Here is a 13,691-nt window from a genome sequence, read left to right on the forward strand (position 1 = left end):
AGTCGGCGCCGGTTTCCAGCCGCATCTCAACACTCGATGATATTCACCGCAAGACCACCCCGCGAGGTCTCCTTGTACTTGGCGAGCATGTCGCGGCCCGTGTTGCGCATGGTGCGAATGACCTTGTCCAGGGACACATGGTGCACGCCATCACCGCGCAGGGCCATGCGGGCCGCGTTGACAGCCTTGACGCTGGCCACGGCATTGCGCTCGATGCATGGGATCTGCACCAGCCCGCCGATGGGGTCGCAGGTCAGCCCGAGATTGTGCTCCAGACCGATCTCGGCGGCATTCTCCACCTGGGCCGGCGTGCCGCCCATGAGTTCTGCCAGACCCGCCGCCGCCATGGCGCAGGCCGATCCCACTTCGCCCTGACAGCCCACCTCGGCGCCGGAAATGGACGCATTGCGCTTGATGAGTATGCCGATGGCCGCCGCCGTCAACAGGAAACGGGCGACGCCGTCTTCGTCGGCACCGGCCATGAAATCCCGGTAGTAGTGGAGCACCGCCGGAATGATGCCGGCGGCGCCGTTGGTGGGCGCGGTCACGATACGGCCACCGGCGGCGTTTTCCTCGTTCACCGCCAGCGCGTACAGCGTGACCCAGTCCATCACGTCCAGCGGATCGGTGGATCCACCGGTCTCCTGAAGCTTGGCCAGCAGCTCCGGAGCGCGCCGTCGCACCTTGAGCCCGCCGGGCAACACCCCTGAATGCCGCGTGCCGTTGACCACGCAGTCCTGCATGGCCACCCAGATGGCCTGCAGAGCAGCGCGGGTCTCAGCCTCACCGCGTAATGCCGCCTCATTGCGCAGCATCAGTTCGCTGACACTGCAGCCAAGCGCACTGCAATGGGCCAGCATCTCCCGGGCGGTAACGAAAGGATGCGGCAAGGGTGTGTTGTCCTCACCGATTGCACCACTGGCCTCGTCCATGACGAATCCACCACCGACGGAATAGTAGATGGCGCTGACAAGCTCATCGCCGGCGGCGTTCCAGGCTGTGAAAACCATGCCATTGGGGTGAGCCGGCAGGCTGCGGCGCTTGCGGAAAAGCAGATCGTCCCGGGGCTGGAAACGGATACTGTGATTGCCCCGAAGCGCCAGCCGTCTGGAGGCCTCGACCTCGGCAGCGCGCTGGGGAATCCAGGCCGGATCCACCGTCTCCGGCTCCCGCCCTTCCAGGCCGGCAATCACCGCCGGCCCACTGCCGTGCCCGCGACCCGTGGCACCCAGCGAGCCGCAGAGCTCCACCTGAACCCGGGCCACCTCCTCCAGCAAGCCATCCTGGCCCAGCCGCAGTGCAAACAAGCGGGCGGCCCGCATCGGCCCCACGGTATGGGAGCTGGACGGGCCAATACCAACCTTGAACAGGTCCAGGACGCTGAGCGCCATTGCTTATTCTCTCCAGACGATTCCAATCAAGACGTGATGGTCATGGCGGCCGCCGCCGAGCGGCGTCGGCTGTCCGGCTGACAAGAGTCCCGGCAGTGCTTCCTGCGCAGTGACTCAAGGCATGCACGGGAAGCATCGACTTCATTAAAGGTATAGACGTGAATGCCGGCTATGTTCAGGGCCGGCTGGTCGACAGCCGCGGCAAGCGCTTCCAGCAGGGCGTCCTGCCGTCGGCGGTTTGCGCCCAATAAGCGCCCCACCAGGCCGCCCTGGCGGCGCAGCAGTCGCATGGAGGGGCCGAGCCCGATGCGCATGCCGATACGCATCAACCGGGCTGGGTCCACCCGGCCGGCAACGCCCAGGTATACGGGCAGCGAAAATCCGTCGCGACGTTGCGCGGTCAGCCAATCCAGGATGACACCGGCATCGAAGCAGAGCTGGGTGACTGCGTAATGGGCGACAGCCGCCTTGGCCGCAAGGGATGCGCGCAGCCGCCCCGCGTCGATGATGCCGTGGCCCTCCGGATAGGCCGGCACGCCGATCAGCCGCGGGCGCTGACTGAGGGAATCCAGCGTCTCGAGCACCTCCAGTCCACTGGCATACGGCCCCTGCGGTTGGGGACTATCGCCGCCCACCAGAAAGACCTCATCGAGTTCCTCGGCCGTCAACCTGCCGAGCACATCGTCCAGGTGACCGCGACTCTTTAGCAGTCGGGCCGCAACATGGGGCACAACCCGAAGGTCGAGCCGCCGAAGCTCCACCGCGGTCTCCAGGGTGTGCTCGATGCCGTGGCGAGGCGAGCAGGTCACGGTCACCGTAGCGCCCGATGGCAGTGCCCGGCAGCGGTCGACAACGCCCGACACCGGCAACACCTCGTAGCGCGGCGCTGCCAGGGCCAGGCATCCGGGGCCGGCTTCCCGGACCCCGGCAACACGCGTGGCGGGCATCAGATCAGCCCTTGGGTGTGTGCTTGCGTGGATCGAAAAACGGCTTCTCCACGACACGGGCATCCTGCATTCCCGTGTTGGCCGCGATGCGCAGCTCGGTGCCCGGAGCGGTGTAGTCGATTGGCACCATGGCGTAGCCGATATTCTTTTTCAGCCGCGGCGACTCACAGGCCGAGGTCACCTTGCCCACCCATTCGCCGGCATCGTTGTAGACCGGGAACGGCTCGATCATGGAGCCATCGGTGAAGTAGCCGACACTGGGTCCGTCGATTTCCACACCCACCAGCTTGCGCCGGACGCCTTCACGCTTGATGCGTTGCAGGGCCTCGCGGCCGATGAACTCCTCGTCGCCGCGGAAATCCACCATCCAGTCGTAACCCATGCCCACCTCGAAGGGGTTGGTGTCGTACCAGATGTCACAACCGAAGGCGAGCATGGCCCCCTCGATGCGGCGGATGTGGCAAGGCCCGATCACCTGCATGCCGTGGGCCCGCCCGGCCTCGTAGACACGATCCCAGAGGGCAACACCATGGGCACTGGCATCCATCAGGTAGATTTCGTACCCGAGCTCCGTGCTATAGCCGGTGCGGGAAATGACCACGGACATGCCATCCAGCTCGGCATGGGTCAGGTAGTAGTAGGGGATGTCCAGTACGCGCTCGCCGAAGAGGTCCACCATGACCTCCTTGGCCTTCGGGCCCTGGACCTGCACCGGTGCCACATCCACCTCGCGAATGGTCACATCCAGACCGCTGTTGACGGCCAGCCCCCAGCACCAGAGCATGACGTCACTGTCGGCGAGAGACAGCCAGAAGCGGTTCTCTTCCACCCGCAGCAGCACAGGGTCGTTGATGATGCCGCCGTCGGGCGCGGTAACGAACACGTATTTGCACTGACCGATGGCGCACTTGCGCATGTCCCGGGGCACGAGCAGCTGGGTGAACCGCAAGGCATCCGGGCCGCTGATCTCGATCTGTCGCTCCACGCCCACATCCCAGAGCGTCACGCCCTCCACCAGCGCCCAGTATTCGTCCACCGGGTCGGTGTAGACCCGGGGGTGATAGGTATGGTTGTAGACACTGTACTTGCGTACCCCGTGGCGACGGGACGCGTGAAAATAGGGTGATTTACGGATTCTGGGGTAAAGCAGAATCTCGGGGGTCGCAATGGTCTGCTGCACCTGCTCGGCTAGCTGGGACATGACGCGCCTCCTGATTGATTCAACAACGCGGACTGGTCGTCATCGCGTGAAGGAGGACGCTACGCCCCGGCAGAACCCAACAGGTTTGCAATGACGACAGGGACTTAGCCAAATGCGCCAGAACGGCGCAAATGTCGTGAATGGAACAACCGGGGTCGTCCAGGAAGACTTCCGTTACGGGACACTAGCGCCGTGCCGTGTGGACCCCGCTGCCCGACACGCCGGCAGTCACGCTGGGACCAGCAGGTGCGTCCTGCAGCAGGCGCTCAGCCCGCCGGCGACGCTCGTCGCTTGGAGAACGCTCGTAGCGGTCGTGGTAGCACTTGGTGAAGTGCGGCGGCGAGACGAACCCGCAGGCAACGGCAACATCGGTAATCGGCATGTCGGTCTGCAGCAGCAACTGCCGGGCGCGCCCCAGGCGGAGATCCAGATAGTAGCGGGTGGGCGGGCAACCGAGATAGCGCTGGAACAGGCGTTCCAGCTGCCGCCGGGAGAGGCCGGCGTGTCCGGCCAGTTCATCAAGCGTCAGGGTCTCGTGAAGATTGGCCTCCATCAGCGCCACCACCTCCACCAGTTTGGGCTGGGAGGCGCCCAGTCGAACCTTCAGCGGTGTACGTTGCCGGTCGCTGAAGTCGCGAATGCGCTCATGCAGGAACTCCTCGGCAATCCCTTCGGCGAGCTTGGCCCCATGATGACGCGCCACCAGGTTGAGCATCATGTCCAACGGCGCGACGCCGCCCGAACAGGTGTAGCGATCACGGTCCAGCACGAACAGCTCTGAAGTGAAGGTGACATCCGGGAACATCAGGTCCTCGCAGATGCTTGAGATGTGCTCCCAGTGCAGCGTGCAGCGATATCCGCTCAATACCCCGGCTTTCGCCAGAATATAGCCACCAGTGCACACGGCTCCCAGCGCCACGTGACGATGCGCCATGCGCCGCAGCCAGACAGTGAGTTCGCGGGGACAATTGTCCTGGACCTGGACGCCGGCGCAGACCAGCGCAAGATCCAGCTCCGGCGCATCACCGAGGGCGGCGTCTGCAGACAGGGCAACGCCATTGCTTGCCGCCACCGGCTGACCGTCGGTACTCAGCAGTACCCACTGGTACAGCTCCTCTTCGGTGAGCTGATTGGCCATTCTGAGTGGTTCCAGCGCCGAACTCATGGCCAGAAAGGAGAAACCCGGCACCAGCACGAAGCCGATGCGCCGCGTCCGTGGCTCGTCGCCCTGCAGCATCCCCATGACAGCCTCACTCTCCTGGACCAGCCGGTCCTGCGATCGCCCCAGTATTACGCGAACGAACCCACCGCGCCAGTCACCTCAAATCAGTTGGTGAGCTTAGCGTCCCGAAACAGAAATGCAGCGAACTTCTGCTTCGGGACACTAGCGCCGACGCCGCGACATTGCACCGCCCGGCGCAGCCCGGGAGCGACATTGGTTGTTCTCTGCGCGTCATCCTCGGTCACAGCCTCAGCAAAGACTGTCGTTCAGATCACGACCCGGGACGCTCCAGGAACAGTTGTCACCGCCGAGCGCCAGCATACTGGCTGCACGATCAATCTCTGAAAATGGGGACAGCCAATGGCGACCAACCCGGAAACACGCACGGATGCAGGCGGTGAGTTGCCTCTGGACAACCTGGAGATTGCACGGGGAACCCCGGGCCGGCCGATCATGGAGATCGCCGCAGACCTTGGCCTGCGCAATGACCAGGTGGAGCCCTACGGCCACGGTGTCGCCAAGGTGGATCTGGCGGCCATTGGGGATCCATCGCCGTCGCGGCGGGGCCGCTATGTGGTGGTCTCGGCCATCACCCCGACGCCACTCGGCGAGGGCAAGACCACCACCGCGATTGGCCTGTCGCAGGCACTCTGCCGCCTGGGTCACAAGGCCACCGTCACGCTACGCCAACCCTCCCTCGGACCGACACTTGGCATCAAGGGCGGCGCGGCCGGTGGTGGATACAGCCAGGTGATCCCCATGGAGCGCATCAATCTGCACCTCACCGGGGACATTCACGCGGTGACCGCGGCCCATAATCTGCTGGCAGCCATGGTCGACAACCATCTCTATCAGGGCCGGGAACCCAGGCTGGATGCGGCCCGCATCAGCTGGCGCCGGGTCGTGGATATCAATGATCGGGCCCTGCGTCAGATCGTCATCGGCCTGGGTAGTCGTGGTGACGGCATTCCCCGCCAGACCGGGTTCGATATCACCGCCGCCTCCGAAGTCATGGCGGTGCTGGCGCTGGCGGACTCCCTCGCGGATCTGCGCCAGCGGCTGGGGCGGATAACCATTGGTCGTGGCACGGATGGACGGCCTGTAACCGCCGAGCAGATCGGTGCGGCTGGTGCCATGACGGTCCTGTTACGGGATGCCCTGCGCCCCAACCTGCTGCAAACCCTGGAGCACACACCGGCAATGATGCACACCGGCCCTTTCGGGAATATCGCCCACGGCAATTCATCCATCGTTGCCGACCACGTGGCCCTGACCTACAGCGATTATGTGGTCACCGAGGCGGGCTTCGGGGCCGACATGGGTGCCGAGCGATTCTTCAACATCAAGTGTCGCGCCTCGGGTCTCACCCCCCATGCGGCGGTTCTGGTGGCCACGGTCCGGGGACTTAAGTTCCACAGCGGTCGCCATCGTGTGGTGGCCGGACGCCCCCTGCCGGAATCAATGCTGCGTGAGTCGCCGGACGATGTGTGGGCCGGCGGCGCCAATCTGCGCCGCCAGGTCGAGAACATCCGCATCCACGGTGTCACGCCAGTGGTGGCGGTCAACACCTTCCCGACGGACTACGCGTCGGAACACGCCGCGATACTCGCAATTGCCCGGGAGTCCGGCGTACGGGCCTGCCTTTGCAGCCATGTGCAGGACGGCGGCGAAGGAGCGCTGGAACTGGCCGAAGCCGTGGCGGAGGCAGCAGCGCAACCTGTCGACTTCCGCCTGCTCTACGCCGATGCACTTGCCCCTCGGGAGAAGATCGCGCGCATCGCGCAGCGGATTTACGGCGCCGATGGCGTCGCGTGCTCACCCCTTGCGGAAGAGCAACTCGCGCAGATCATCGCCGAGGGTCACGACACGCTGCCTGTCTGCATCGCCAAGACCCACCTGTCGCTGTCAGCCGACCCGAAACTGCAGGGCGCACCGACCGGCTGGACGCTGCCAGTGCGGGAAGTGCGGGCGGCCACTGGCGCAGGTTTTCTCTACGCGCTCTGCGGCGATATCCGAACCATGCCCGGGCTGGGGACAACACCTGCCGCCTACGGAATGGATGTCGACGACCAGGAGAGACTACACGGGCTTTTCTAGCCCCTCCCGTCGATCCCAGTCCGCGGCAATGGCGGCACCGCGGGTCTGGTTGACGAACAGGCAGACCGAAATGGCGGCGATGAACAGGGCGGCGCAGAACAGGATGGCCATGTGCAGGCCGACAGCAACCTGCAGCAAGCCCAGACCAAGGATGCCGAACACGCCGGCAAGCTTGTTGGCGAGCCCCCAGAAACCGAAGAACTCGGCGGCCTTGGCGGTGGGGGAGAAAATCCCCACCAGGGCCCGGCTCGCGCTCTGGCTGGAACCCAGGCTGAGCCCGGCCAGCACACCCACCACCAGGAACAGGTGCTGAGCTTCCCAATCCACGCCCAACGTGTTCAGAAATGCCGTCACCTGCGGTGTGCCCCAGATCGCCAGCACGGCGAAGACCCACAGGGACAGGGTGCCGATGTAGGTGACCTTGGCGCCGATCCGGTCCTGTATGAAACCGAATCCGATGGCTCCCACGGCGGCGGTGATCTGCACGATGATGAACATGATGTTGCGTATGGATTCATCCCAGCCGATGACCTGCGCCCCGTAAATGAACGCAAAGGCGATGATGATGTAGATACCCGCCATGGCGAAGAACACCGAAATCAGGAACACGGCAAGGTCCCGGAACTGCGCCAGCTCCTTCCAGGTCTGCCAGAGCCGGCGTACGCCGATGGTGACGTAGTTCTGGCCCGCGGGCAGTGCCCTTGCCTGGCCACGCTCGCGCACCCAGAGGAAGGTGGGAATCGCGGCCAGCAGGAAGAAGGCGCCGGCGAACGGACCCACCCAGCGGATACGGTCGAAGTTCTCGAGGGTAGCGGCACCCAGGAAGGCCAGGGTGAACCCCGCGGCGAACAGGCCGCCGACGTAACCGAGCGCCCAGCCGAAGCCGGAGATCTTGCCCAGGTCCTCCGGCGGACCCAGGTCTGGCAGGAAGCTCGCGATGAACGACTCGCCGATGGAGTAGGCGTAGTTGGAGATGATCAGCAGGATCATGCCCAGCACAATGAAACCCGGGGCCACGAAGTAGAGCAGGCAGGTACTCACCACAGTGGCCAGATAGCTGCCGAACAGAAAGCGCTTCTTGGCAGCGGTGTAGTCCATGATGGCACCGCACACCGGCCCCGAAAGCACCACCAGGAAGTAGCTGGTTGCCAGCGCGATGCTCCACAGCAGGTTGCCCAGGCGATAGTCGTCGTTGCGGTCGCCGACAATCACCGTGGTGAACAACTCGTTGAAGATCACGGTGATGATGAGCAGCGTGTAGGCCTGGTTGGCGAAGTCGAACATCGCCCAGCCCACGATTTCCTTCTTCGGCGCCCGGATGCGGGGTGGCCGCGCTTGCCCTGCCGTGATTGTCATGTGGTCGCCGTCATGGCTCAGATCTCCACGGGATTACCGCCGCGCATGCGATACAGGGTCCAGTCCTCATCCACCAACCGCCGGCACATACCGAAAACGAAGGGCGGCGTCAGACCCTCCAGTTGAAAACGCAGATCCCCGAACCAGACGCAGGTGCCGCGCTCGGGGTGATCGTCCACCGTTCGCAGGGCCGGCAGATCGGCGAACCAGCGGTAGAAGTCGAATGCCTCATGAGACCAGACCTCGCGGGCCAGTGCATCCTCCCGACCACTGCCAAACTGGCTGTGTCTGGTCCAGACCGGTGCCTGCACGGGCTGGTAGCTGGCGAGTATCTGCCGCCACCAGGCCGCATCCTCGCCGGGATCGGGCCATGGGCTGGAACGCCGCAGACTGATGCGCGCAAGGTGGTGCGCTTCTGCTTCGCTGATGGCGAGTTTCCAGTTCCACGGTGAGAAGGGTTGCGGGTAGACCGCGATGCGCTCCACTGCGAGGCCGGCGTCGTCGGCGTAGGCACGGGCAATGTCCATGGCGGCACGATTCTGGGTGGCCTGGTAACCCACCAGCGCTGTGGCTGCGGCCAGCGTCAGTGCTGCTGACGTGCGCGGCCGCCAGTATAGGGATAGAAGGAAGCCCACCAGCAGGATGCCGGACAGATAGGGATCGATGATGAAGGTGGTGTTCCAGCCAGGCGACCAGTTGCTGAGCGGTGCGAGAATCTGCGTGCCGTAACTGGTGATGAGATCGCCGACGATATGGATGCACAAGGCAAGCAGGCAAACGCCGAAATAGGCGCTCCAGTGGAAACGGCGTTTTCGGATCAGGCTAAAGCCCAGCGCCAGAACCAGGGCCCACAGCGGCGTCAACAGTAGAGAGTGGGTTGGCCCGCGATGCTGCTCCAGGTAGGCGACAGGCCCCGCCAGGTTGACCAGGAAGTCGAGGTCCGGTGCCGCCCCGGCGAGGAAGCCCACCACTGTGCGCTCCCGCATGGACAGGGTATTGGCGCGTTGTCGTGGGGTCGTGGCGCGGGCGAGCACCGCCGCGCTGATGGCGTGGGTCAGCGTATCCAGTGAACCATCCTCTGTGCGTTATCGTGCTGCTGCGACGCCGACCATAGCACGATCGCCGGACAGCGCCATGACCGTCATGTGACCTGCTCGCGGGTGCCGTCGGGCATGCTGTCCCTGACTCCAGCTTGCGGGGCGGGCAGGCGTTCACGGCGCCGGCCGTGATGGGTGAGATAGCCCGGTACCCAGCGGGAGACCCGCTGCGCCAGTGAAAGCGCGCGTCGCAGGTAACCGCGGGCGGTGGCACGGTGGTCACCGCCGGCACGCAGCCAGACCACGAAGGTGGAGACAAAGATACTGGTGAGGGCGGTTTCTTCCAGGCCGCGATAGGCCCCGGTTGCGTCGCGCCCGGCCCCTTCGCGCAGCCATTGGACGGTGCGACTGATCCGCAGCACGGCTGGGATCTGCACGTGCAAATGGCCGAATTCGAGTTTTCCGGCAATCATCTGTCCGGTGAGACGGCGACGTTCGTCGAGGGCGTCAAGCCAGGCCAGCACCAACGTCTCGATCCGCCTGGTGGGGGGCATGGTCGACACTGCTGGATCCGCTGCCGCGCGCAGCATGGCCGCATCCGCCCGATCGAACCAGGCGTCCACCAGATCTTCTTTCTCCCGGAAGTGGTGGCGAACGGCGTTCAGGTCGGTACCGAGTTCCTCGGCCACGTCGAACAAGCGCACCGCCTCCCAGGACCGCGACTCCCCAAGTTTCAGTGCCGCATTCAATACCGCATCGGCTGTCTGCTGCATGACCACCTCCCGCAGCCACCAAGGTTGCAAATGCTGCTCTCCTGTACATAGAGGATATCCGCCGCGGACTGAAGTTCCGTGCTTGCCGAGGTCGGTGGTGATTACTCGCACCAGAAGCCGGCCCTGCATACAATGCACCCCAACACACCAGCCATGCGCTCAGTCAGGAGGCGAGCAAGCAATGACCGGCGAGACGACGATCCCCAGCCACGGACCACGCACCCTGCCGCTGCTGCACCTGCTTCTCACGCTGGTGGCCGCGGCGGTGCTGTTTCTCCCGGTGGTTACCCTGGGTGATGGATCGCAACCCACGGTGGTTGACGTGGCCGGCGGCTGGGCAACCGCAAGCCTCGTCATCATGGGCTTCATCATGCTGGCGGCGGTCACGCTGGCGGTCACGGGCCGCACCGTCTGGTCCAACCTGCTGGTGATTGATCTCGGGGTATTGTTGAGTCTGGCGCCGGCGGTGCTGGGCCTGCTGGTGCGCTGGGAAACACCGGAATCGGGCATTGGCAGTCTCGGCGCTGCATTCTGGCTCGCCATGGCCCTCATGCTGGGGCGCATCCCGCTCAGCGTGTATATCCGCAGCCGAGCCGCACGGGTCGGGCAGCGTTAGAACAGCATGCTCGACGCGCTAGCCGGCAATGAGACGTTGTGGTGGTCGGTGGCCGCTGTCTCCGTTCTCACTTTCCTTGGCTCGCTGGTGCTTGTTCCGTGGCTGGTGGTGCGTATTCCCCGGGATTACTTTGTGCATGAAGAGCGGCGCAAACCGCTCTGCGCCCATTGCCACCCGCTTGTCCGACTATGCCTGCTTGCGGCAAAGAATCTGGTCGGCGGAGTGCTGCTGGTGGCCGGCATCCTGATGCTGGTGTTACCGGGCCAGGGGCTGATCACCATGCTCATTGCACTGATGCTGATCGACTTTCCCGGCAAGTTCCACGTGGAGCGCTGGGTTGTGGAACGCGAGCCGGTATTCCGGGCCATCAACTGGCTGCGCCAGCGGTCGGGGCGTCCGCCGCTGGCGCTCTCAGATGACTGATCTCAGCCGCGATTGACCGACAGCGGGCCCGGCCCGGTGAAGATCAGCGCCACCCCGGTCATCAGGAAGAAATACTGCAGTTCCAGCTGAATGATGCCGCGCTCGTTGATCATCAGTATTTCGTGGGAATGGGCCAGGAAGATCGCAAAGATCATGTTGATCACGATCAGCACGGCACCCCAGCGGGCATAGAACCCGATTATCAGCATGATCGGCGCCAGGATTTCGCCGACGAACACCCCGTAGGCGAGTATTTCCGGCAGGCCCGCGTTGGAGAGCATGCCCTGTATACCGCCGACACCGCCAAGCTTGGCAATACCGTGGGGCAGCATGAGCAGGCCCAGAGTGAGCCGCAGAACGATCTTGCCAATACCATCATCGAGTGCGTGCAGCATGTCGATCTCCTTGGTTGAGTCCGTTTTGTCCGACCTCGGACAAAAATAGCATGTTTCTGTTCCATTTTAGTAGCTGGTGCCCCGGCGCCGTCATGAGCACAGATCAGTGTCTCCCCAGTTCCCGGCGCATTCGCGCCAGCCAGTCCGTGGGTGCGGCGTCTGGCTCGGCGGCGATGACAGGCAGCGCACCGGGGCGGCAATCCACTTCCTGCACCGGCTGCCCGGCAGTGATCTCGGCGAGGAAACGGGACACGTCCGCCGCTTGCACGCCCTGCCCCACACCGATATCCAGCCGATCGGCATGGTGCAGGGTGAGGCGATTCTGCGCCCGGGTGATCGCCACGTAGGCGAGCCTGCGTTCTTCCGGCAGGTTTTCAACCAGGCCATCCCGGGCCATGGGCATCAGGCCCTCACTGAAACCGAATAGGTGTACCTCCGGCCACTCCAGGCCCTTGGAGGCGTGGATCGAACATAGCGTGACCTGCGGTTGCTCGACGTCGGGGTCGTCGTTGGCGGCGGTCATCACCTCCAGTGCCGTGGACCACCGCGTCGCGGAATCACCCGCCGCAGCGCCCTCCAGGCGCCGATCCATGGCCCGCTGAATGGCCTGCATGCGCCCGCGCATGGGGGATAGGGCATCGTCCAGGCTGCCATCGCCTGCCGCACGTTGCCCACGGCGGGCCCGTTGGCGCAGCCAGTCGGCGAATAACGGCGTGGTCTCGCACCATTGCCGCAGGCCCCGCGGCCCTGCCCGGCGCAGGCCAGCCACCGCAGCAGCCAGTTGTTCCACGTGGCGGGCCGCCTGGCTGCCGAGTCGCCCGGCCTGACGCAACGGATCATCCGGCCCCGCCTCCAGCAAGCGGCCGACTCCCCGCGCGCCAAGCCCGGGCACCAGATCGGCGAGGCGTGACAGGGCCCGCACATCCGCAGGATTGGCTGCCAGCCTCCCCGCTGCCAGCATCATGCGCACATCGGCGAATGACAGCAGATCCATACCGGCCTTGACCCGATAGGGCAGCCCGGCCCGCAAAAAGGCGGACTCCAGCACCCGGGCGAGGCGATTCTTGCGATACAGCACGGCCACGCCGTCGGCGCTGACGCCGGCCTTCAAGCGCGCACCGATCTCCTCCACCACGTGATCGGCCATGGCGTCCACATCCGCGTGGATGCAAAACCGCACCGCCTCGCCACCAGGCTCGCTGCGCACCGCATAGGGGTTCTTCTCCAGCCGATCCGCATTGTTACGGACCAGCGTCGCCGCGCCGGTGACGATGGCAGGTGTAGAGCGGTAGTTGCGCTCCAGACGATAGACCTGCGCCTCATAGGTATCGATGAACTCGCGCATGTTCTCCGGCCGGGCATGGCGCCACTCGTAGATGGCCTGGTCATCGTCGCCCACCAGCAGCACGGTACGGCTTTCCGGCACCAGCAGACGCAGCAGGCGGAACTGTGCGCCATCCGTGTCCTGGGCCTCGTCCACGGTGACATCCCGCAGGCCACCACGCAGGCGCGCGGCCAGATCGGCATCACGCCGCAACAGGCGCGCCGGCAGCAGGATCAGGTCGCCAAAGTCGAGAATCCCGGCGCGGCGTTTCTCGCGATCATAGCGGCGCAGTCGCTCGAGAAAGCGCGCCGCCGCCCGGGGGCCGATGCGCTGATCATCCAGCACTGACTTGATGGCCAGCAGGTCATCGGGCTCGGTAACGTCCAGCCCCCTGGCGCTGACCAGGTCCTGCAAGTCCATCATCTGCTGGCGGCGCTCGCGATCCGGGAATGGTCCGGCCAGCAGCGCGTCCAGCATGCGCCGGCCGTCATCCGGATCCATCAGGGTGGCATTGGCCGGCACGTCGATGGCGCGGCCGTGACGCCGCAGCAACTGGCTGCCGAATGCATGGAAGGTTCCGATCCAGGGCAAGGAGAGAGCTGCGGGCAGGCGTGAGCGCAAACGCTCCCGCATTTCGCCCGCGGCCTTGTTGGTGAAGGTGAGCAGCAGCATGGCATCACCCGGCACGCCGCCCTCGGTCAGGCGACGCAGGGCGCGCTCCGTGGTGCAGCGGGTCTTGCCGGAGCCGGCGCCCGCCAGCACGGCTGCCGGGCCGTCATCATGTGCAACTACCCGTGCCTGATCGTTGTCGAGCATGGATGGATTCCGTTGACCTTTGTTGCGCGGACGCGAGCAGCGCGCAAGTGTAGTGGCCTACGGCAGACTTTGTACATGGCAGCAGTCTGCCGG

The 13,691-nt window shown here is 64.9% G+C and carries 12 protein-coding genes; 3 read left to right on the plus strand and 9 right to left on the minus strand.

Going from position 1 to position 13,691, the window contains the following annotated elements:
• Positions 1–26: 26 nt before the first annotated feature.
• From J2T57_RS01640 to J2T57_RS01655, 4 genes are all read right to left on the minus strand, one after another.
• Entirely contained in the window at positions 27–1,391 is a 1,365-nt protein-coding gene (locus tag J2T57_RS01640; RefSeq protein WP_253473240.1) for an L-serine ammonia-lyase, read from the minus strand.
• A 26-nt stretch (positions 1,392–1,417) separates the two neighbouring features.
• Positions 1,418–2,338, minus strand: coding sequence for a methylenetetrahydrofolate reductase (locus J2T57_RS01645; RefSeq protein WP_253473243.1), 921 nt, complete (start codon positions 2,336–2,338; stop codon positions 1,418–1,420).
• 4 nt (positions 2,339–2,342) lie between these two features.
• Positions 2,343–3,539, minus strand: coding sequence for a glycine cleavage T C-terminal barrel domain-containing protein (locus J2T57_RS01650; RefSeq protein ID WP_253473246.1), 1,197 nt, complete (start codon positions 3,537–3,539; stop codon positions 2,343–2,345).
• A gap of 184 nt (positions 3,540–3,723) precedes the next feature.
• Entirely contained in the window at positions 3,724–4,782 is a 1,059-nt protein-coding gene (locus J2T57_RS01655) for a GlxA family transcriptional regulator (RefSeq protein WP_253473249.1), read from the minus strand.
• A 339-nt stretch (positions 4,783–5,121) separates the two neighbouring features.
• Between J2T57_RS01655 and J2T57_RS01660 the strand changes: the two genes are divergently transcribed.
• Positions 5,122–6,858, plus strand: a complete 1,737-nt coding sequence (locus tag J2T57_RS01660) for a formate--tetrahydrofolate ligase (RefSeq protein WP_253473252.1) — start codon at positions 5,122–5,124, stop codon at positions 6,856–6,858.
• Here the strand turns inward: J2T57_RS01660 and J2T57_RS01665 are convergent.
• The 3 genes from J2T57_RS01665 to J2T57_RS01675 all read right to left on the minus strand — a co-directional run bounded on the left by J2T57_RS01665 (position 6,841) and on the right by J2T57_RS01675 (position 10,024).
• The gene (locus J2T57_RS01665; protein ID WP_253473255.1) at positions 6,841–8,214 is read right to left on the minus strand and encodes an MFS transporter; all 1,374 of its coding nucleotides are present in this window, start codon (positions 8,212–8,214) and stop codon (positions 6,841–6,843) included. The two genes, J2T57_RS01660 and J2T57_RS01665, sit on opposite strands and share 18 nt — an antisense overlap.
• A gap of 17 nt (positions 8,215–8,231) precedes the next feature.
• Positions 8,232–9,281 (minus strand): metal-dependent hydrolase, encoded by a 1,050-nt coding sequence (locus J2T57_RS01670; protein ID WP_366519060.1) that lies wholly within the window; start codon positions 9,279–9,281, stop codon positions 8,232–8,234.
• A 74-nt stretch (positions 9,282–9,355) separates the two neighbouring features.
• A complete protein-coding gene (locus J2T57_RS01675; RefSeq protein ID WP_253473261.1) occupies positions 9,356–10,024 on the minus strand; it encodes a TetR/AcrR family transcriptional regulator in 669 nt (222 codons plus the stop codon).
• A 181-nt stretch (positions 10,025–10,205) separates the two neighbouring features.
• On the opposite strand from J2T57_RS01675, the gene J2T57_RS01680 reads away from it, so the two are divergent.
• Entirely contained in the window at positions 10,206–10,640 is a 435-nt protein-coding gene (locus J2T57_RS01680) for a hypothetical protein (protein WP_253473264.1), read from the plus strand.
• A gap of 6 nt (positions 10,641–10,646) precedes the next feature.
• A complete protein-coding gene (locus tag J2T57_RS01685; protein WP_253473267.1) occupies positions 10,647–11,063 on the plus strand; it encodes a hypothetical protein in 417 nt (138 codons plus the stop codon).
• A 2-nt stretch (positions 11,064–11,065) separates the two neighbouring features.
• On the opposite strand, the gene J2T57_RS01690 is transcribed toward J2T57_RS01685, so the two are convergent.
• Both J2T57_RS01690 and J2T57_RS01695 read right to left on the minus strand, forming a co-directional pair.
• Positions 11,066–11,458 (minus strand): DoxX family protein, encoded by a 393-nt coding sequence (locus J2T57_RS01690; RefSeq protein WP_253473270.1) that lies wholly within the window; start codon positions 11,456–11,458, stop codon positions 11,066–11,068.
• Between the two features lie 103 nt (positions 11,459–11,561).
• Complete coding sequence (locus J2T57_RS01695) at positions 11,562–13,598, minus strand: ATP-dependent helicase (RefSeq protein WP_253473273.1); 2,037 nt, start codon at positions 13,596–13,598, stop codon at positions 11,562–11,564.
• Positions 13,599–13,691 lie beyond the last annotated feature (93 nt).

It is taken from the genome of Natronocella acetinitrilica (genome assembly GCF_024170285.1).
GTDB classification, from domain to species: Bacteria; Pseudomonadota; Gammaproteobacteria; order Nitrococcales; family Aquisalimonadaceae; genus Natronocella; species Natronocella acetinitrilica.

Bases quoted from the DNA above. Each gene is read 5' to 3' on its own strand.
- J2T57_RS01640 (WP_253473240.1), bottom strand. From the start codon at position 1,391: ATGGCGCTCAGCGTCCTGGACCTGTTCAAGGTTGGTATTGGCCCGTCC.
- J2T57_RS01645 (WP_253473243.1), bottom strand. From the start codon at position 2,338: ATGCCCGCCACGCGTGTTGCCGGGGTCCGGGAAGCCGGCCCCGGATGC.
- J2T57_RS01650 (WP_253473246.1), bottom strand. From the start codon at position 3,539: ATGTCCCAGCTAGCCGAGCAGGTGCAGCAGACCATTGCGACCCCCGAG.
- J2T57_RS01655 (WP_253473249.1), bottom strand. From the start codon at position 4,782: ATGGGGATGCTGCAGGGCGACGAGCCACGGACGCGGCGCATCGGCTTC.
- J2T57_RS01660 (WP_253473252.1), top strand. From the start codon at position 5,122: ATGGCGACCAACCCGGAAACACGCACGGATGCAGGCGGTGAGTTGCCT.
- J2T57_RS01665 (WP_253473255.1), bottom strand. From the start codon at position 8,214: ATGACAATCACGGCAGGGCAAGCGCGGCCACCCCGCATCCGGGCGCCG.
- J2T57_RS01675 (WP_253473261.1), bottom strand. From the start codon at position 10,024: ATGCAGCAGACAGCCGATGCGGTATTGAATGCGGCACTGAAACTTGGG.
- J2T57_RS01680 (WP_253473264.1), top strand. From the start codon at position 10,206: ATGACCGGCGAGACGACGATCCCCAGCCACGGACCACGCACCCTGCCG.
- J2T57_RS01685 (WP_253473267.1), top strand. From the start codon at position 10,647: ATGCTCGACGCGCTAGCCGGCAATGAGACGTTGTGGTGGTCGGTGGCC.
- J2T57_RS01690 (WP_253473270.1), bottom strand. From the start codon at position 11,458: ATGCTGCACGCACTCGATGATGGTATTGGCAAGATCGTTCTGCGGCTC.
- J2T57_RS01695 (WP_253473273.1), bottom strand. From the start codon at position 13,598: ATGCTCGACAACGATCAGGCACGGGTAGTTGCACATGATGACGGCCCG.